Origin of the sequence: Plectonema radiosum NIES-515 (assembly GCF_025753815.1) — a bacterium.
In the GTDB taxonomy this organism is placed as follows: domain Bacteria; phylum Cyanobacteriota; class Cyanobacteriia; order Cyanobacteriales; family Nostocaceae; genus Hassallia; species Hassallia radiosum_A.
The window spans coordinates 1-20,046 of record NZ_JAOWRF010000088.1 but is presented as its reverse complement, the minus strand read 5'-3'; the positions used below and the strand labels follow the sequence as shown (position 1 = coordinate 20,046).

Annotated in this window: 18 protein-coding genes and 1 pseudogene; 9 read left to right on the top strand and 10 right to left on the bottom strand. The window is 42.2% G+C overall.

The genetic code is table 11. From position 1 onward, the window contains the following. Positions 1-73 precede the first annotated feature (73 nt). The 5 genes from OGM63_RS05950 to OGM63_RS05930 form a co-directional block, all read right to left on the bottom strand. Entirely contained in the window at positions 74-964 is an 891-nt protein-coding gene (locus tag OGM63_RS05950; RefSeq protein WP_263744579.1) for an ADP-ribosylglycohydrolase family protein, read from the bottom strand. Positions 965-1,040: 76 nt separating this feature from the next. Then, positions 1,041-1,538 carry a type II 3-dehydroquinate dehydratase gene (gene aroQ / locus OGM63_RS05945; protein ID WP_263744578.1) on the bottom strand — a complete coding sequence of 166 codons (498 nt, stop codon included), beginning with the start codon at positions 1,536-1,538 and terminating at the stop codon, positions 1,041-1,043. Beyond that, on the bottom strand, positions 1,516-1,653 hold the full coding sequence (locus OGM63_RS05940) for a hypothetical protein (protein ID WP_200819221.1): 138 nt from the start codon (positions 1,651-1,653) through the stop codon (positions 1,516-1,518). The genes aroQ and OGM63_RS05940 overlap by 23 nt, the downstream gene beginning before the upstream one ends. Before the next feature lie 350 nt (positions 1,654-2,003). Then, the gene (gene topA, locus OGM63_RS05935; protein WP_263744577.1) at positions 2,004-4,685 is read right to left on the bottom strand and encodes a type I DNA topoisomerase; all 2,682 of its coding nucleotides are present in this window, start codon (positions 4,683-4,685) and stop codon (positions 2,004-2,006) included. A 454-nt stretch (positions 4,686-5,139) separates the two neighbouring features. Beyond that, entirely contained in the window at positions 5,140-6,270 is a 1,131-nt protein-coding gene (locus OGM63_RS05930) for an RNA-guided endonuclease InsQ/TnpB family protein (protein ID WP_375340461.1), read from the bottom strand. 266 nt (positions 6,271-6,536) lie between these two features. On the opposite strand from OGM63_RS05930, the pseudogene OGM63_RS30025 reads away from it, so the two are divergent. The 3 genes and pseudogenes from OGM63_RS30025 to OGM63_RS05920 form a co-directional block, all read left to right on the top strand. Next, positions 6,537-6,669: pseudogene (locus OGM63_RS30025) on the top strand (DUF6745 domain-containing protein); the annotation flags it as partial. A gap of 224 nt (positions 6,670-6,893) precedes the next feature. Further along, the gene (gene rbp / locus OGM63_RS05925) at positions 6,894-7,196 is read left to right on the top strand and encodes an RNA-binding regulator (RefSeq protein ID WP_263744576.1); all 303 of its coding nucleotides are present in this window, start codon (positions 6,894-6,896) and stop codon (positions 7,194-7,196) included. 387 nt (positions 7,197-7,583) lie between these two features. Then, on the top strand, positions 7,584-9,146 hold the full coding sequence (locus OGM63_RS05920) for an NAD(P)H-quinone oxidoreductase subunit N (RefSeq protein ID WP_263744575.1): 1,563 nt from the start codon (positions 7,584-7,586) through the stop codon (positions 9,144-9,146). A gap of 79 nt (positions 9,147-9,225) precedes the next feature. Here OGM63_RS05920 and OGM63_RS05915 read toward each other — a convergent pair whose 3' ends face one another. The 4 genes from OGM63_RS05915 to OGM63_RS05900 form a co-directional block, all read right to left on the bottom strand. Beyond that, on the bottom strand, positions 9,226-10,188 hold the full coding sequence (locus OGM63_RS05915) for an FTR1 family iron permease (protein ID WP_263744574.1): 963 nt from the start codon (positions 10,186-10,188) through the stop codon (positions 9,226-9,228). Between the two features lie 217 nt (positions 10,189-10,405). Continuing rightward, the gene (locus OGM63_RS05910) at positions 10,406-10,840 is read right to left on the bottom strand and encodes a ferritin-like domain-containing protein (protein WP_263744573.1); all 435 of its coding nucleotides are present in this window, start codon (positions 10,838-10,840) and stop codon (positions 10,406-10,408) included. A 215-nt stretch (positions 10,841-11,055) separates the two neighbouring features. Continuing rightward, positions 11,056-12,102, bottom strand: a complete 1,047-nt coding sequence (locus OGM63_RS05905; RefSeq protein WP_263744572.1) for a ComEA family DNA-binding protein — start codon at positions 12,100-12,102, stop codon at positions 11,056-11,058. A 317-nt stretch (positions 12,103-12,419) separates the two neighbouring features. After that, entirely contained in the window at positions 12,420-13,475 is a 1,056-nt protein-coding gene (locus OGM63_RS05900) for a multicopper oxidase domain-containing protein (RefSeq protein ID WP_263744571.1), read from the bottom strand. A 632-nt stretch (positions 13,476-14,107) separates the two neighbouring features. Between OGM63_RS05900 and OGM63_RS05895 the strand changes: the two genes are divergently transcribed. From OGM63_RS05895 to OGM63_RS05870, 6 genes are all read left to right on the top strand, one after another. Further along, positions 14,108-14,299, top strand: coding sequence for a CbtB domain-containing protein (locus OGM63_RS05895; RefSeq protein WP_263744570.1), 192 nt, complete (start codon positions 14,108-14,110; stop codon positions 14,297-14,299). A 143-nt stretch (positions 14,300-14,442) separates the two neighbouring features. Next, the gene (locus tag OGM63_RS05890; RefSeq protein WP_263744569.1) at positions 14,443-15,609 is read left to right on the top strand and encodes a hypothetical protein; all 1,167 of its coding nucleotides are present in this window, start codon (positions 14,443-14,445) and stop codon (positions 15,607-15,609) included. Positions 15,610-15,754: 145 nt separating this feature from the next. Next, entirely contained in the window at positions 15,755-16,483 is a 729-nt protein-coding gene (locus OGM63_RS05885) for an energy-coupling factor ABC transporter permease (protein ID WP_263744580.1), read from the top strand. Positions 16,484-16,578: 95 nt separating this feature from the next. Then, the gene (locus OGM63_RS05880) at positions 16,579-16,893 is read left to right on the top strand and encodes an energy-coupling factor ABC transporter substrate-binding protein (protein WP_263744567.1); all 315 of its coding nucleotides are present in this window, start codon (positions 16,579-16,581) and stop codon (positions 16,891-16,893) included. Next, positions 16,877-17,674, top strand: coding sequence for a cobalt ECF transporter T component CbiQ (gene cbiQ, locus OGM63_RS05875; RefSeq protein WP_263744566.1), 798 nt, complete (start codon positions 16,877-16,879; stop codon positions 17,672-17,674). The genes OGM63_RS05880 and cbiQ overlap by 17 nt, the downstream gene beginning before the upstream one ends. Before the next feature lie 379 nt (positions 17,675-18,053). After that, positions 18,054-18,881, top strand: coding sequence for an energy-coupling factor ABC transporter ATP-binding protein (locus OGM63_RS05870; RefSeq protein ID WP_263744565.1), 828 nt, complete (start codon positions 18,054-18,056; stop codon positions 18,879-18,881). A 149-nt stretch (positions 18,882-19,030) separates the two neighbouring features. On the opposite strand, the gene OGM63_RS05865 is transcribed toward OGM63_RS05870, so the two are convergent. Continuing rightward, complete coding sequence (locus OGM63_RS05865; RefSeq protein WP_263744564.1) at positions 19,031-19,810, bottom strand: energy-coupling factor ABC transporter ATP-binding protein; 780 nt, start codon at positions 19,808-19,810, stop codon at positions 19,031-19,033. Between the last annotated feature and the right edge of the window lie 236 nt (positions 19,811-20,046).

Here is a 20,046-nt window from a genome sequence, read left to right as displayed (position 1 = left end):
GGAGGGGGGGATGGGGGGGAAATATTTGTTTTTTATTACCTTTCCTCTTGCTCAAATTGCCCAATTCTGATGATTAACGCAACCGAATGACGCGAGGAGCTGCACTGACGCATAGCGTACCCTCTTGCTGTAAGTCTTTTGAATATGGGGTAAGGTCATAGGCTCCTGACCATACAGCCACTAGTGCATCGGCTAATTCTATCATCTGCTTGCGGTTGCTCTGTCTTGATGTTCCCGAATTTGGTGGAGATAACTTCATCTGCCAACTTACGGGAATGCTCGTTAAACTATTGTAAGCCCCTGATAAAGCACCAGTAATTGCACCTGTATGCAGTGCATCGTTGTTGTCAGTAGCCCGCAAAATTGACAAACGGAAGTCTTCTAAGGTACTCATAAAGCAGTAAAACGCCATCGCAACAGCTTTACTTAGCTTTTCTTCTCGGCTTAACGAACCTTGTACTCTTTCTAATCCAGCACCCTGAATTAATAAATTATTGACTTTTAATAAAGCTTGTGGTAATGATGTTGACGTTTCGCCAATAAAGTCAATGGTTTGGGGTATGAGGGTTTTTCTATCTAGTTTTTCAGTCAATGATTGAGCGATCGCATAGCCTACTGCTAGTGTTCCATCCCGCACTACTAAGTCCCGATCCCAGATTGCGATCGCACAAATCAAGTTTTGTCGCAGTTTAACTGTATTGTCAAAGTAAAACAACGCCACTGGCAAAGTCGCAATAATCGCTTTTAAGCAAACGCAGGAGCTAGTATCTAAATCAGGAAATTCTGATTCTTGACGTTGATTCCAATCATCTAAATTCAGTTGCGAAGTCGTTATTAAACTAGCAGCACCCAGAAGCGCAATTTCATGCCAATTTTTCGGCTGTTCTTGACTACCAGAGGCTAAATCCCCAAGAAACGCCCCAATTATTGTACCTCTAAACCGACTTTCCAGAGAATAGCGCATAAAGTAGGGGCGGGGTTCCCCACCCATATTCAAAGAGGAGCGGGGGAACCCCGCTCATACTCAATAGTCTGAAATTTTAAGTTTTATTTCTCAAATGATGCACTAACGCTTGTAAACCTAATAAATAGCTTTGGACACCAAAACCACTTATTTGCCCGATCGCCACTGGTGCAATATATGAATTATGGCGAAACTCTTCCCTACGGTAGATGTTACTTAAATGTACTTCTACTGTAGGTAAATTAACAGCGGCGATCGCATCTCGCAATGCCACACTGGTATGAGTATACGCCCCGGCGTTAATTAAAATTCCTTCATGTTGCCCTAACGCTTGATGAATCGCATCTACCAAAACTCCTTCATGATTTGACTGCAAAGGAGAAACTTTCGCCTGTAGTTTTTTTCCTTCTTCTTCTAACAGGCGATTAATTTCCGCCAAAGTCAGAGAACCATAAATTCCTGGTTCTCGCTGTCCTAGTAAGTTCAGGTTTGGTCCGTGTAGTACCAGAACGCTTAAATATTCTAATGTCAATACAACCACTTTCAAGCTTTTAGCGACGGCGCGATCGGTCATTTACAGGAATCGGAATTAATTCCGGTTCTGCCTCAGCCTCTGGACCTAACAGGGCTTCAATCAGCTTGCGTGCCAATTCTTTAAGCTTTTCCAGTACCTTATCTATATAGTCCATTTAACTGAGCGCTCCTGAGATATTACCTTAATATTTGATTCACAGTTAAGCAGAAACTGGCGTCCCAACGCACCTCTGGCTTGAAACTGGCTTAATACACATCACTTTCTTTTAGGCATAAGCCATTGATTAAATTTTGTGTTGCCATCTTCCATACTTATTACAGTATCACATTAGCAATCTCTAGGCTTGATCATACCAACGAAAGGTATTGTGTCACAAGCAAATAGAAAATAGAAAATAGGGAATGGTAAATTTTCAAAGGAGGGAAAGAGGAAAGGGACTCATGGTAAATCCCCACTTGGAGGATGCCCAATGCGAGCGTGCCCATTGCCCAATTAGCAAGTTCCCTATTCTCCCTTTTGCTCAGTTTTTTTTGCAGTTGTGGTAGACGACTTAGCCGTTGACTTAGCTTTACTAGTGGTTGATTTTCCCGTGGTTTTGGTTGTATTTTTACTCGTTGTCTTACGTGTGGATTTTGCCGAAGATGCTTTACTTGCTAACAAATCCAGCGCTGAGGAAAGCGTCACATTTTCTACCGATTGACCTTCAGGGATACTCACATTTGTTTTGGCGTGCTTGATGTAAGGTCCATAAGGACCATCGTAGATGTTGACTGGTTCGCCGTCTTCTGGATGTGCGCCCAATTCGCGTAAAGCAGCTTTAGATTTACTGTTGGTGCTGCTGCGTCCTTTTTTCGGTTCAGATAACAATTCCAAAGCCCTTTCTAAAGAAATTGTTAAGACATTATCGCTAGCTTTTAAAGAGCGATAATCTTTGCCTTCTTTACCTTGGTCATGAACAACATAAGGACCAAAACGTCCTAAACTTGTTTGAATTTTGCCACCGATAACCGGATGAACTCCCAATGTCCGGGGTAGCGCTAAAAGACCAACAGCCATCTCCAGAGTGACATTTTCGGGAGTAACACCTTTGGGTAAAGAAGCTTGTTTGGGTTTGGGGTTTTCTTCGGTTTTGTCGCCTAACTGAACGTAAGGACCGTAAGCGCCAATTTTCACATAAATCGGTTCGCCAGTTTCTGGATGACGCCCTACTTGGTCGGGACCTTCAGTTTTTTGTCGCAGTAGAACTTCTACCTTTTTCGGGTCGAGGTCAGCGGGGGTGAGGTCTTTGGGAATTGAAGCCGTGACAACACCGTTACCATTTTCGACTTCAATGTAAGGACCGTATTTCCCAATGCGGACTTTAGCATCAAGATTTTCTAATTCCACCGTCCTAGCTTTGGTCGCATCAATATGTAAGTCTTGTTCTCTAACCAGAGTTTCTAGACCTTTTTCTCCCAAATAAAATTCCCGCAGATAGGGTAGCCATTTAGCTTCGCCGGTAGCAATATCATCTAAAGTTTGCTCCATTTTGGAAGTAAAGCTGGGATCTACGATGTCGGGAAAGTATTTTTCCAGCAAGTCGGTGACAGCGAAAGCGGTGAATGTCGGAATTAGGGCATTATTCACCAATTGGGCGTAACCTTTATCAAGGATAGTGCCGATAATGCTGGCGTAGGTACTGGGACGACCGATACCTTCACTTTCTAAAGTTTTCACCAAAGTAGCTTCAGTGTATCTAGCTGGTGGTTGAGTTTCGTGATCAACTGCCTCTAAGTTGGTACAATTGGGATGATCCCCCACTTTCATCGGTGGTAAAATTACTTCTTGGTCTTCCAACGCGGCTTCGGGATCGTCTGAACCTTCGACGTAAGCGCGTAAGAAACCGGGAAAATCAATTCGCTTGCCAGAAGAACGAAAACCTGCATCTTCAACTTGCAACTGCACGGCAATTTGCGTTTGGCGAGAATCAGCCATTTGACAGGCTACGGTGCGCTTCCAAATCAAGTCATACAATGCGAGTTCTCGACCGCCTAAACCAGTTTCTTGGGGTGTGCGGAAGCTGCTACCCGCCGGACGTATGGCTTCGTGTGCTTCTTGTGCGCCTTTAGATTTGGTGGTGTATTGCCTTGGTTGGGGGCTGAGATATGACTTGCCGTAAAGCTTTTCGACACAATCACGGGCAGCCGAAATTGCTTGTTCTGACAAATGCACCGAATCTGTACGCATGTAGGTAATATACCCTTGCTCGTACAAATTTTGAGCAATTCGCATCGTATCCCGCGCCGAAAGGCGCAATTTCCGGTTAGATTCTTGTTGCAGGGTCGAGGTGGTAAACGGTGGTGCGGGTTTGCGTGTTACCGGGCGTTCCTCAATGTCTGTCACCGTCCAGGGTTTACCAGTCAGGCGTTCTTTGAGTGCGATCGCTTCCTCTTCACGAAGTAGCACGACTTTGCGAAGTGCAATAATTTGACCGGTCGTTGAGTCAAAATCGCTGCCTGTTGCTACTTTGGTTCCTTGCAACGTCACTAACTGTGAGGTAAAAGCAGCTTTTTGATGCTGCAAGTAAGCCTTCAAATCCCAATATGTACCTTCATGGAAAGCGCGGCGTTGGCGTTCCCGCTTCACCAAAACCCGCACAGCTACCGATTGCACCCGTCCCGCAGATAATCCCCAAGCGATTTTTTTCCACAGTAGCGGTGACAGCGTATAGCCCACCAACCGATCTAATATTCGCCGCGTTTCTTGAGCGCGAACCAACTTTTCATCAATAGTGCGGCAGTTTTTCAACGCTTTTTTAATCGCGTCTGAGGTAATTTCGTGAAATACCATCCGCTTGGTCGGAACTTTCGGCTTGAGCAGTTGATATAAATGCCAACTTATGCTTTCACCTTCCCGGTCTTCGTCCGTTGCCAGAATCAGTTCAGTTACGCCTTTCATGGCTTCTTTGAGCTGGGTGACAATTTTCTTTTTGTCTTTGGGGACGATATACAGCGGTTCAAAGTCGGCATCTACATTTACCCCCAGTTGCGCCCATTTTTCCCCTTTGACACTAGCGGGAATATCTGTAGCCGACTGGGGAAGGTCACGTACATGACCCATAGACGCTTCCACTCGATAGTCCTTCGGCAGGTAATTGCGAATGGTACGAGCTTTGGTTGGAGATTCGACGATGACGAGAGTTGACATGGAAATTTCAAAAAAATAATAGCTGCAAAGCTAGGCAGTCAAATTAACATTACTGAGCTTGATGTGGATGTGATTTCATCCTCACACAAACTGTCCGTTCCAGATAAAATCCCTACAAATTCGCTCTTGAGAGCGTAGCCCTTCCCGTAGGATAGTCCTTTTTTGAGGATAGGCGTTTGGAAAGCAAAAGTGTAAATTGAGTGTTATCTCAATCATTAACTTATATCTTGCACAATTGACGACTACAGTTTTGACTCATGGGAGGGGGGGACAAGGGGGACAAGGGGGACAAGGGGACAAGGGAGACAAGGAGATAAAGCAATTCATAACTCCTCACTCCTAACTCCTCACTCCTAACTCCTCACTCCCCACTCCTCAGATGCTTGGGCTGAATACACTTTAGTGAACTACCCACACTGACTTGGAGTACCAAGTACAGTTTGGGCTTCTGTAATCACGGGGGAGTGCCACTACTATAGACTTTCGCCCAAGAGTAGGACTTACCTCCCCTCCTACAGCAACAGACGGCTGAACCTTCCGCCTTTATCGTTCTGATGCCTTCTGCTCTAATGTTTTGCGCAGCGTTCGCGTCACGATCATGATGAGTATTGCAATGAGGACAAGTCCATTCCCGGATATCCAATGGCATCTCACTGATTTGATAAAAACAATTAGAGCAGAGTTTGGAACTAGGGAACCATCTATCAATTTCAATCAACTTCCCACCAATGCGTTCCAGCTTATAGGCTAAAAATTTAGTGAATGTTCCCCATCCCACATCAGATATTGATTTTGCCAACTTGTGATTACGAATCATGCCTTTGACATTAAGATTTTCTATTATGACAGCTTGGCTATCGCTGACTAACTTGTAACTAAGTTTATGTAGAAAATCCTGCCGCGAATTACTAACTCGCTCGTACACCTTGGCAACAACTTTTCTATATCTATTTCTTGACTTACTCCCAAGTTGCTTGCGTGCTAATTTTTTCTGCTTACGTTTGAGGTTTTTCTCGTGTTTGGCAAGGTGTTTAGGGTTATCGTATTTGGAAACTTTTTCGCCATCAGTGACGACAGCAAAGTGTTTCAAACCCAGATCAATCCCATATATCTTACCTTCTGAAATAAGCGGATTTTCACCCTCTAACTCAGTCAGGATAGATGCAAGGTATTTCCCTGATGGGGTTTTGCTTACAGTAACAGTTTTGATTTTCCCCTCAGTTGGTCTGTGTATTTTGGCTTTGATTACTCCAATATTACCGGGAAGTTTTACATTGCCATCTACAACTGTGACGTTTTGAGGATACTGAATTGACTGTTTCCCATGTTTGGATTTGAATTTAGGAAATCCTGCACGTTTATCAAAAAAGTTCTTATATGCAGTAGTTAGATTCAATGTCGTAGCCTGTAAAACTTGGCTATAACAATCAGCTAACCAAATAGTATCTTCAGATTTTTTGAGTGCAGGAAGAAGTGCATTGAGCGCTGCACGGGTAAGTCCTTTCCCTGTCTCCTCATAAGTCTCAATTGACTTGTTTAAGGCGTAGTTCCACCACCAACGAGCGCAACCAAAAGCTTGAGCCAATTGAATCTCTTGCTCTTTTGTTGGATATAAACGAACTTGGACAGCCTTGCGCAACACTTAACATCACCTCCTTGATGTATCTAACTCACCATGATATATATTTTCTGATAAGCTCTTGAAATAAAATAATTGTTGATTCGTCATACATCTAATATTTGTCTTTGCTATGCAAAAAATCAATATTAGATGCAATCCTTATCAACCGCCTTATATCCCGCCACTGATTCTGGGTACAGAATTCAGGTGGGGGACTTACGGCGTAATAGTTAAAAATGACTTGTGCTCTTTACGGGATTTATTCATACTTTGCGTGTTCCACCTGATACAGAATCTGCCTGTGAAGCGATTCGTTGGGTAAATTGGGGAATCGACCCAGAAGAATTTCAGCAGCAAACTTGATTTTGAGGGAATGAAAAATATAAAAAAAATATAAATTTAGTTACCTGTAATACAATTTACTAAAAATTCACATAAATGGGCAGATATACCCTTTCTCATAAAGAACTTATGTTAGGATAAAATCGAAATGAAGTGAGTTCGGCGATACGGATCTTGTTTTTAGTAATAATTGCAGGTGTCTCTCCGAATGAACATATCTGCATCAATGGATTTTGGAGAATTTCATGTCAATTTACGTAGGTAACCTGTCCTACAGCGTCACAGAAGACGACCTTAGTAAGGTATTTGCAGAGTACGGCACCGTCAGCCGGGTTCAATTACCGACAGATAGAGAAACAGGTCGCGCACGCGGCTTTGGTTTCGTAGAAATGGAATCATCAGCGGCAGAAGACGCTGCGATCGCAGCTCTCGATGGTGCAGAATGGATGGGGCGCGCAATGAAAGTTAACAAAGCAAGACCACGGGAGGAGAAAAGTTCTCGCGGCGGTGGCGGTGGCAATTGGGACAGAGGCAACAGACGCTATTAAGTCTTCAAGTCATTTATAGCAAAGGTAGCAAATATTGCTAAAAGCATCGAAATGCTTTTTTTAAGCTGAATTTAGTCCAAAACAAGCAGTTCAGCAGATAACTGAACTGCTTATTGTTATTTTTATTTTTGAATTAGCAGAGGTAAATTTCAACATAATTTAATTAGACAGCATGGTGCGATGTCTATCGTAGAGACGTTCCGATGGAACGTCTTTACAAGACATTCCGATGGAACGTCTCTACAATATGTCGAATTTACCAACGTGTATTGTCAAATCATGCCGCCAATATGCAATGCCGGAATTTTTTATGCAACTTCAGGCGCGAAAATTGCTAGAGTGAACAGAGTTAGCCTGAATGTCTAATCGCCAAAACCTATACATATCATGGATTTTGCTAATCTTGCATCCCAGTTAAATGCTGGAACAATACTGCCAGAGGGGATTGTGATTATCACCCTTATGACGGTTTTGATTGTTGATTTGATTTTGGGGCGTACATCCGCACGCTGGATTGGATATCTGGCGATGGCAGGTTTATTTAGCTCCATCGTCGCCCTCTATTTTCAATGGGATAATGTCAATCCCATCTCGTTTAGCGGTGGCTTTAACGGTGACGATCTTAGCATCGTCTTTCGCGGGATTATTGCTTTGTCTGCGATCGTTACCATATGTATGTCTATTCGCTACGTTGAGCAGAGTGGCACCGCTTTAGCAGAATTCATCGCTATTTTGCTCACAGCTACCCTAGGAGGGATGTTCCTCTCTGGAGCAAATGAGTTGGTGATGACTTTCATCTCCTTAGAAACCCTGAGTATCTCCTCTTATTTGCTAACAGGTTATACCAAGCGTGACCCTCGCTCTAATGAAGCAGCGCTAAAATACCTGTTGATTGGGGCTTCAAGTACAGCAGTATTTTTGTATGGTGTTTCGCTACTGTATGGGTTATCGGGTGGACAAACAGAATTTAGTGCGATCGCCGAAGGTATTGCCACAGCGAACCTTGGTCAATCTTTAGGTTTGGTGATGTCACTGGTTTTCGCGATCGCAGGTATTGGCTTCAAAATCTCTGCCGCACCCTTCCACCAGTGGACACCAGACGTTTACGAAGGCGCTCCCACACCTGTGATTGCCTTTTTATCTGTCGGTTCCAAAGCCGCCGGATTTGCCTTAGCCATCCGCTTGCTCACAACAGTCTTCCCCCTAGCTGTGAACGAATGGCACTTTGTTTTCACCGCTCTCGCCGTTTTGAGTCTGATATTGGGTAACGTAGTTGCCCTTGCCCAAACCAGCATGAAACGGATGCTAGCTTATTCATCTATTGCCCAAGCTGGGTTTGTGATGATTGGCTTAATTTCTGGCACGCAAGCCGGATATTCCAGTATGATTTTTTACTTGCTGGTTTACCTGTTTATGAACTTGTGCGGCTTTACTTGCGTAATTCTCTTCTCCCTGCGGACGGGAACCGACCAGATCGCCGAATACTCAGGCTTGTATCAAAAAGATGCGTTACTAACTCTAGGATTAAGTATTTCCCTACTTTCCTTGGGTGGGATTCCACCGCTTGCGGGATTCTTTGGCAAAATTTACATTTTCTGGGCTGGTTGGCAAGCGGGGCTTTATTGGCTAGTTTTGCTAGGCTTAGTTACCAGCGTTGTTTCCATCTACTACTACATTCGCGTAGTCAAAATGATGGTAGTCAAAGAACCTCAAGAAATGTCCGACGCGGTGAAGAATTATCCCGAAGTGCGTTGGAATTTGCCTGGGTTTAGACCTTTGCAAGTGGGTTTGATAGTAACTTTAATCGCGACTTCTCTCGCGGGTATTTTGTCAAATCCCTTGTTTACTTTGGCTAACAATTCCGTTGCTAATACTCCTTTTTTACAACCAGGAATGGTTGCTAAAGCTCAAGTAAGTGCTGTTAATCCATCTCAGCCAGAAAAGTTGTAAATGGGTAATGGGGAATGGGTAATGGGTAATGGGAAAAAACGCACATCACTATTCTCAATAACCAATTACCAATTCCCTTTTAATCAGAACTAGAACTCATAGATTTTTGTTTGCGGGGCTGATTTTTGGCGCTACCACCATCTGCAATACTACGCAAATATGTACCGCCAAGAGTCACTAAAAATACTAAATAAGCTACTGCCTGCACGAGATAAAGATGATCTCTGTAGCCAAATAATGATTTAAGAATAATGCCTGGGAATTGTTCATCAGGTAAGATTTTCGAGGTATTTGCAACCATCGGACCCAAAATACAAGAATGGACTTTGGTAAAGCGTTCGTAATAAAAACAAAGGCTTTCAGAAGCGCGATCGCTTAAAGCCAAAGCAGCAGAAGCTTCATCAAAGCGTTGCAGTGCCGTCACTACCAAACCGGCAACAATAAATACCAAAAAAATGCCCATCACCTGGAAAAACTGCCGGATGTTAATTTTGACACCCCATTTAAACATCAGCACACCAACAGCAGCAGCAGCCACTAAACCGCTAACAGCACCGAAAGCTGGCATGAATCCTTGTTGAAAATTGGCAGCGACAAAGAAAACTGTTTCAAAGCCTTCACGAAGAACGGCAATCAAAATTAACCAAAAAACGCCCCAGCCGGCATTCTTATCTGCTTTGAGAGCGCTTGTGACTGCTCCTTCAACTTGAGCTTTCATAAATCTGGCTTGTTTGGTCATCCAGATGAGCATCCAACTGAGCATAGCGATCGCTAATACGCAGAAAAATCCCTCTAGCAAAACTTCTGTCACCGATGCGTATTGGGGATTTGCAGCACTTAGCGCGATCGTTACCCAACTCAACAACACACCTACGAGGGCACTCACGGCAATGCCAACGCCCACACCAGCATACACCCAAGAGTTAAGTTGAGATTGTTTGGCTTTTTTCAACAAAGCAAGCACAATGCCCACAACAAGGGCAGCTTCTACTCCTTCTCGGAGTGTAATTACAAAAGTCGGTAAGGCAGTACTAAAATTCATTGTCTGTTAGGAGTTAGGAGTTAGGGGTTAGGGGTTAGGGGTTAGGAGTTAGGAGTTAGGAGTTAGGAGTTAGGAGGAGCGTAGTTTTAATTTTTAACTCATAACTCCTTACTCCTCACTTTATAAGGCACGGAGTTAAGAGTAAGGAGCTAATAGTTTTAATTCCTAACTCATCACTCCCAACTCCTAACTCCTCATTTTGTTCTCCTCACTTTTATCAGCTGAAGTCGCGTAACATTTTTTTCAGTTCGAGATTATGCATCTCTTCTTGTCCTATCATATTACGGGCGAATTCTTCTAAGTAAATGCTGGCATTAGTTACAGTCTCTAGCAGACTTTTATACAAATCCAGAGCCTTTTTTTCGTGGGACAAGCTTTCTGTCAAGATATCCTTAACTGAATGCTTGTAACTTTCTTCCATCGGCGCAATTTTTAGGCTAGGATGCCCATCTAAACCTGTGAGTATTTCTCCCACTTGTTCGGCATGAAGTAGAGACTCGCTAGCCTGCGCTTTGAAAAAACCCACAATCGGAATGCGGTTGGGACCTGTAACCATCAGAGAATAATGAGTGTAGCGCACTACCCCAGCTAGTTCAAATTCCATGATTGCGTTGAGTAAGTCGATGGTCTTTTTCTGGTCAAGCTCTTGCATTTTGCGTTAATTGAAGTGATGTGTGGAGAGTAATCAGTTAAGAATGAGGAGTTAGGAGTTAGGAATTATGAGTATAATTCCTAACTTTTGTACAGACGTTCCGCGCTTTACGTCTCTACTGTACAGACGTTCCGCGCTTTACGTCTCTACTTTCTTCTCACTTATAAGCTAATTTTAAACTCCTTAATTTTGCTATTAAGAATTAAGTAAAACTGCTATCCCTGGGCTTGGGTGTTTGATTTATCAATTACGATTTGAGAATTTTGCTCAATGGTTTTCACTAACTTGGTAACATCATCGGGGGTTTTCACCGGTGCAGATGGAGGAATCGCGGAGGGCCAAACTTTTGTTAGTTCAGCCATACTTGTTTCAATGGCTTTATGTGCTTCGGGAAAGTCTTTCGCCATTTGGCTAGAAATACCTTTGTATAATTGGTTTGCGTAGATGACAAAACCACGAGAGTCTTGATATTCTATTGCCGCAGATATTTTGCCGTTAGCGATCGCGGCACCATATTCTGAGTTTGCTGAATCTAATAGCTCATTAATCGTCTGTAGTACAAATCCTGTTTTTGAGCGTTGCGCTTCTGGTAAAGCTGCGATCGCACCATCTACTGCTTGCATTGAAGAGGCAAAATCAGTTTTTAGTTTAGCAGCTTTTGGATTCGACTTCACTAAATCTTGCAAACTTACTAAAGTTGTTTTAAATTCTTTAACTTTACGTTCGTTTAGTTGCTCTTCAACATCAACATAAATCTCTTCAACTGGATGCCCAATATGAGGTTCTGCTTGTTTCGGCTGATTTTGATCTAGCAGTTCTTTGGCTACTAAAAGATGCCCTTTCATCAAGCCCAATTTACTCATATAGTCAACATCTTTTGCTTCACCTGTCAATGCTATCTCTTGAACAGTAACCATATCTTTAATTTGGTCAAACTGCTCTTGAGTTATCACCTTTTTGGATACTAATTCGGATGGTGAGGCATAAGGACGATTTGCTTGAATTTTATTTGATAATGCTGGTATTGCTAGCTTGCCTTCAAACTTATCTAACTCGGACAATATCGCAGTATTGATATTTATTTGAGCTTTGCTGCCGTGACCGCTGTGACTATTCTTACTTACTGCCTCGCTTGCCTGGGGGCTAGAGTTGGCAACAGATGCTCCTGTATTATCTGCGGTTGGTGTGCCTGCATTACAGGAACTGAGGGAAACTATGGCACAAGCAGCTACAGCCAAAAAAATGTAACGAACTTTGATCATTTTTGCTCCAATAAATGTTTACTCATGTATTAATTAAAACTTTGTTAGCTAGTAACTGCACGTTAGTTTGACATTTAGTCGTAGAATTTACTTTTGCATATAATGATATTTTTTATCAACTATTTAAGAAAATTTAACTGTAAATGCATTTTTTTAATTTAGGCAGGAATGAGCGCATAATTATGAAAAAACGAACCGCCAAGTGCGCTAAGTACGCCAAACAATAAGAGTTGCAGAGGGTTTTTGCGCTCATTCCAGGTTCTGCCCTAATTGGATGCAGAGTATAATGCAACACATTTAAATTTATATTGTTGAGTTTAGGAATTTTTCTGAGTTGAAAGTGCGTTTTTACTGTCTGCGACTACTTCAAAATTACCCATGCAGCCGTTTTCGGCGATCGCATCCTGATGTGGATGAAACATATATTTACCTGGATCGCGAAAGGCAAATTCTAAAATGTGTCGTTCCGCTATACCCATCGTAATTACATCTGCTTTGTGGGTGGGAGTGAGAGTCATTCCCGTAGGATAAACATTAAAAAAGTTGGCGTGGAGGTGAAAGGTAACTGCTGGATCGAATTCAATGATGTTGAGGACGTACAGCCGAATCAACTGATTTTGATAAATTTTAATCGGATTATCCATGTAATAATGCGGTAAACCGTTGAAAGCGTAATACTCATTGCGGTTATCATCATTGATGTCATACCCAGCCATAATTAAAACTATTTCATCCGCCGGCGGACGGGGTTTGGGTGGGTCAATGATAAACATTCCGTACAAGCCTTTGGCAATGTGACGGGTTACTGGTTCAATATGGCAGTGGTACAAATGAACGCCATAAGGTTCCGCGTCAAATTCATAAATTGTGGCACTACCGTTGCTAACTGGACGAATACCATCCATTTCTGCCGGGTGGACACCGTGAAAATGCAAAGAGTGCGAATGTCCGGCTTGATTGTGGAACAATACCCGCACGCGATCGCCTTGTTTTGCCCTTAGTGTGGGTCCGGGAATCCGACCATTTAAATCCCAGATGTTGTAAGACACAGCACTATTTAGCTGGATGATGGAAGTACCAGCAGTTAAGCGAAATTCGCGGATAGTGCGTCCATTTTCCTGCTTTACCGTGCCATAATCAAAATTCCGTAGCACTTGCATCGGGTTGGCAGCAGTTGTTTGGGCGTAGATGCCCTGGGTCTTGTCGCCAGACATCGCCTCCATTGGCGGTATTTTGACAATTGACTTACTTTGTGCATTAAACGCCTGCCAAAGCGCCGTCGCCCCAGCCACACCAGCGCCAGCTAATCCCAGCTTCAACAGTTGACGACGGCTCCAAAGAATTTCTTTCCCCAGAGCAAAGTTGTTAGGCATGGAATTTCCAATTAGCGCCCAAATAAATAAGTTTGCAAATTATTTGCAATTGACTTATGTATATTATCGAAATCAATAATTTTTGTCAATAATCTTCTCAGGTTGCTATTTGAGCTTATACAGCGGTTCTGGCTACAGCAATTTTCATCTATTTGAACCACACATCAAAAACCAAAACCTATGTAGAGACGTTACATGTAACGTCTCTACAATAAGGGTCTATTTACCCGAAAATTGCTGTAAGCTTCAAGAAGAAAAATTATACACTTTTTCCGGCGTTGCATATTTCTGGGATGATGAATGCAATATACGTCAAAAATTCAACATATTGTAGAGACGTTTCACCGAAACGTCTCTACAATTCATCCCAGGGTTATGCAATAGACATCGACCGATATTTTATTATGCGTTGCCCGAAACCCTTGTAGAGACGCGATCAGGCGAAGTCTCTACATTCTTTTTCACGACGTTTGTCTAATGCACTTTTTCCCCTCTTTTTTAGCTGGCATCACCAAATAACACATTTTATACACAGTTGTCAAAAAGAAAGTTTATCGTATATCTTTTTGCAATAAAGTGGCAAAATGCCCTTTGATTGATCAACTACCCAAACTAATTATAAAAGGTCAAAAATGACTACTTTGTCTCGTCCTTCAGTGTTGCAAAAGACCGCAAATGTTACCCTGTCTAAACCTGTGCAGGTAACGATTTATATGCTGTTATCTTCTTTAGTTATCTGGACTGTTTTATTCTCCACTTACCCTGCGGCTCATAACGCAGCACACTCAGCACGTCACCATACATTAGGAGTTGCATGTCACTAAATTATCATAATTCCCAGAATTTTCAGAGCCATCTTATTTTTGCTGGGAAATAATTTTAAGTGACGTAGAGTGGTTAGGAGTCAGAAGCCAAAACACAGAAGCTTCCTGACTCCTGACATTTGGATTCCACAAAAAGGTTTGAGATGAAAAAATATCGCTTGTTCGGAGTTATTAGCGCTGTTTGTATCGCGTTGTCAATTCTTTATTCATTTGTGGGAGTTTCCCAAACTTCTGCACCAAGAGTGCAACTTACCACCAACCCACCATTAGAACAGATTCTGCCCTTTGAAGCCGAAGCAAAAAAACCACAATCTCCCGTTACTTTGACGCTACAAGCTGTTAATGCTGCGGGTAAACCGTTAGAAAATGCTTTAATAAGTTTAGAAATTCTCACACCACCGCGTAACTTTTGGTTAACAACAGATTTTCCCATTGTTGAGCAAACAAAATTGCTGCAAATGAAAGCGGCTGCACCTGATGGTAAGTTAGAAATTCAGCAGATATTACCGATTCGTGGTAATTATCAACTGCGGGTAAATGTTTCACCAATGGTTGCAAATGCTTTTGCGACTTATGAGCAAACCTTGAATTTAAAAGTTCGGGAAAATCCAGTAAAATATAAATATTTTGTTGTTGTTGCCGCTGTTTTATTATCAGTAGGATTGTTGGGTGGTTGGGTTATTGGTGGACAAGAAGAACTGCGAGAAGGTGAAATTGCCCCGCAATCAGTGCGTCTGTTGTTAAGTGCGTTGACAGTGGTGGCAATAGTAACGCTATTGTTTATTAATATTAGTGCAGAAGTTGCAGAAGCTCACGGCAGCGGACACTCAAATACTACCGAAGATCGCGCTCCATCAGTCCAAAAATCTCAGCAATTGGAAGTCAGACTTGATGGAGATAAAAACGCGACTGTGGGAAAACTTGCGAATTTAGCGCTACAAGTCAAGGATAGCGTCACAGGACAACCAATTAAAGATGTAGCGTTGCAAGTGAAAGCGATCGCCTTAGAACATAATTTAACAGTTTTTGCCTACAAAGGTATTTCCGACCCACAAGGCAAGTTAACATGGCAGGAGCAATTTTTTGATGGTTCACCCCACAAAGTTGAGGTGGAAGTAACTCCCCTACCTGGAGCTAATCGTCAATTTCCAGCGATGAAAGTAGCTCAGGAAATTGAAGTTGAGGGAATCGCACCACCAATTTATATCCGCTTAATTGGTTTATTTTACTTTACAGCCTTTGTCGGCATTGGTATGGCGATGGGATTGCTAATACAGCATCAACGCAAACCACAAGCAAAAGCAAATTAAACACAAACTTATAGCAATCGTGTTATAAATCTCCGCAAAAGATGTAGAGACGCGAAATTTCGCGTCTCTACAAATAATTTCGGTTATAGAGGTACTAAGAGTGTCAAGAATTATTCTCAAATCCAAACGCACAACACTAGTTATCATCGGAGTTCTCAGCTTCTACCTCATCGTCAGCGCATCCGCACCAGCTTACGCAATGCACATTATGGAAGGCTTTTTACCACCGAAGTGGGCGATTTTTTGGTGGGTAGTAGCGTTACCATTTTTTGTATTAGGATTGCGATCGCTCACGAAGATCACCCAAACCAACCCAGAACTAAAATTACTTTTAGCGCTGTCAGGTGCCTTTACCTTTGTACTCTCAGCCTTAAAAATGCCTTCAGTCACGGGTAGCTGTTCTCATCCCACAGGTACAGGATTAGGTGCAGTGCTGTTTGGACCTTTAGCAATGTCGGTGCTGGGTAGTTTAGTATTGTTATTTCAAGCCTTGCTGCTAGCGCACGGTGGTTTGACAACATTGGGAGCAAATGCTTTTTCGATGGCGATCGCCGGACCATTTGCCGCTTACTGGATATATAATCTCACCATGCGCTTAAGTGGTAAGCAAAGAATCGCTATCTTTTTAGCCGCAGCTTTAGGAGATTTACTCACATACATCATTACATCCATCCAACTCGCTTTAGCTTTTCCCGCACCGATTGGGGGATTTATCGCTTCATTTATCAAGTTTGCGGGAATTTTTGCCATAACTCAAATTCCTTTAGCAATTAGTGAAGGATTGCTAACAGTGTTGGTATGGAACTGGCTACAATCTTACACCCCGCAAGAACTTGAACTGTTGAAATTAATCAAACAGGAAAGCCAAGGGTAATGAAAAAACAGGCATTGCATAAATTCCAAAAACCTCAGCGTTACGAGTGCGCTGACTCAGCGTTACGAGTGCGTTTAAATCTATACTAAGAAAAAATGAAAAATCCCAATTACAAATTGCAAAACTGGCTGTTAGTACTTGCAGTATTAACTTTAGCGATCGCACCATTAATATTTGTGCGGGGTGGTGAATTTGCTGGTTCGGATGACAAAGCCGAAAAAGCGATTACCGAAGTACAACCCGGATATCAACCTTGGTTCAAATCACTATTTGAACCACCTAGTGGTGAAGTAGAAAGCTTATTATTTTCGTCTCAAGCTGCTTTGGGTGCTGGTGTAATTGGTTATGTAATTGGTTTATATAAAGGACGCTCCCAACAGCAAAAAAGTAACAATGAACATTCAGATTGACACCCTTGCTTATACTAATAAGTTGCGGTGGTTAGCTCCAGAGCAGAAATTATTGTTAGCGATCGCTTTACTAATTATCATTGCCTTTGCTCATCCACAAATACAAATTTTGATTGCTATCTGGATGAGCATTTGGACAGTTGTTTATGCTGGCATTCCTGCCAAAATCTATCTGAAATTAGTTTATCTTGCCACTTTCTTCTGGTTAACCAGTTTACCAGCTTTAGCCATCAACGCCATAGATATTTCTCATCTAGATTTAGTCCAAAATGACTCAATCAAAGGCTTGACTATTGGCAGTTATTATGTATATCTAAGTTGGAAAGGAATAGAGCAGGGATTGACAATTTTAACGAGAGCGATCGCATCACTTTCCTGCTTATATTTTGTCATGTTAACCATCCCTTTTACAGAACTTTTGCAAACTTTACGACGCGTTGGTTTTCCGGTGCTTTTAACAGACCTTTTATTACTAATGTATCGCTTTATTTTCGTTCTGTTAAATGCCGCCGCCGAGTTATGGACTGCTCAACAATCTCGTGGTGGTTATCGCACATTTTCTACAAGTATGAAAAGTTTAGCTTTATTAATTGGGCAATTACTTAAGCGTACCATAGAAAACTATCGTCAAGTCTCCTTAAGTTTAGAATCACGGGGATTTAATGGAGAATTTCGAGTTTGGCATCCCCACCGATATTATCACTCACAGCGGTATGCGATCGAAGCAATCTTTGGTTGTACGTTATTAATAATATTAGAATGCAGCATATCTCTTTTCTGACCAGAGCATCCCAATTTTGTCGCCGACACCCTAGAAGGGTGCGGCTATACGAACAAAGGCTGCCTACGCAGCCTTCCAAGATTTTAGACCGCGCAGGCGGTCTTTGTTCGTCGGGAATATCGCCATTTTGTCACCGACACCCTAGAAGGGTGCGGCTATACGAACAAAGGCTGCCTACGCAGCCTTCCAAGATTTTAGACCGCGCAGGCGGTCTTCGTTCGTGTAGCCCCAGGCTTCTAGCCTGCGGGCATCTGCGGGCATCTACGGGCATCTACGGGCATCTACGGGCATCTGCGGGCATCTACGGGCATCTGCGGGCATCTAGGGTCATCTGCGGTCATTTGCTGGCATCTGCGTGCCTTTATTTTAATATCATATTATGCAGCAATATTTACTTGAATTTGAACAACTACATTACACATATCCAGGTGCACAACAATCCGCACTTAATAATTTAACATTACAAATACCCGCAAATAAAAGATGTGCCTTAATTGGTCAAAATGGCTGCGGAAAAACTACATTATTCTTATTAGCTAACGGTCTATACAAACCCAATAAGGGTAATATTAAATGGCAAGGAGAGGCACTAAAATATGACCGAAAATATTTACTACAATTACGCCAAAAAGTCGGGCTTATATTTCAAGATCCAGAGCAACAACTTGTAGCTTCCACCGTTGAAGAAGATATATCTTACGGCTTGTGTAACTTAGGGTTGCCAGAAATAGAAATTAAACAACGAGTAGAACAAGCATTAGAAGAATTTGGATTAACTACTTTAGCAGAAAGACCAGTACATCATCTGAGTTTAGGGCAAAAAAAGCGAGTTTCCATTGCAGATGTGATGGTGCTACAACCTCAACTGTTGTTATTAGATGAACCTACAGCATATTTGGATCGTTTGCATACTCGTAACCTGATGGCAACTCTAAAAAGAATTCATGCATCTGGGACAACAATACTCATGGCAACTCATGACCTAGATTTAGTTTATCGCTGGGCAGACTGGATTTTTGTCATGGATAAAGGACGACTCGTGTTAGAAGGAGAGCCAGAAGATGTGTTTAATCAACGTCAAATTCTGGAAGATTTACAGTTAGGAGTACCGCTGATATATGAAATATTATTTTCTGAAGAATTGGCAGAAGAACCTGTTTTAGAACGGGTGAAACAAAAAATATTGAATTTATTTCGTTATTTTTAGTCAACAGTCATTAGATATCTCCGAAAATGAATGTAGAGACGTAGCACTGCTACGTCTCTTGGGGTTCAAATAACGCATCATTAAATTCGGTCGATGTCTATTGTTTATCAACCCGGAGAAAATGAAATGCCTGGTATGCATATGCACCACTAACACCCAACTTTGATAGGTGCATCTTTAATTAAACAATAAGGACGACTGTAGCTGAGTGGAGGTTCTAAAGCGTGAGCGAGCAAAAATTCTGAATCATTCATTACCTGCTCAGTCTGACCATCGAAAACAATTTGCCCTTGACTCAACACAATAGTGCGGGAACAAAGTTCCAAAGCTAAATCTAAATCGTGGGTAGCAATTAGTTGAGTAAAAGGCAAAGTTTGTAACAAATCAATTAACTGACGACGCGATCGCGGATCTAATTGAGCAGAAGGTTCATCCAATACCAAAACCTGCGGATTCATCGCTAAAACCCCTGCGATCGCAATCCGTTTTTTTTCCCCTCCAGATAAATTATCAGTATTGCGTTCCCCAAACCATTCTGGATCGATATCAACCGCAGCCATAGCTTCAAGAACGCGATTTTTGAGTTCTTCGTCTCGCAAACCCAAATTCATCGGACCAAAAGCAACATCTTCCCATACTGTGGGCATAAATAGCTGATTATCTGGATTTTGAAAAACCAATCCGACAAAATTGCGAATTTCTCGCAAATTCTTAGGAGCTACTAACCATTCCCCAATAATTACCTCTCCTTCTTGAGGTAAAGTTATTCCATTTAAGTGAAACTGCAACGTAGATTTTCCTGAGCCATTTGCCCCAATTAATGCTACCTTTTCTCCAGCTTCGATAGATAGATTAATTTTTTTTAAAGCCTGAGTTCCATCAGGATAAGTATAGCTAAGATTTTTGATTTTTATGGGATTATGATGCATTTATATAATCTGATATTAGTTAGTTGATAGTTGATATTAGTTAGTGGGTAGAGTTAGGAGTTAGGAGTTAGGAGTTAGGAGTTAGGAGTTAGGAGTTAGGAGTTAGGAGTTAGGAGTTAGGAGTTGGGAGTTGGGAGTTGGGAGTTAGGAGTTAGGAGTTGGGAGTTGGGAGTTGGGAGTTGGGAGTTGGGAGTTGGGAGTTAGGAGTTGGGAGTCGGGCGCTTATACACATCTGA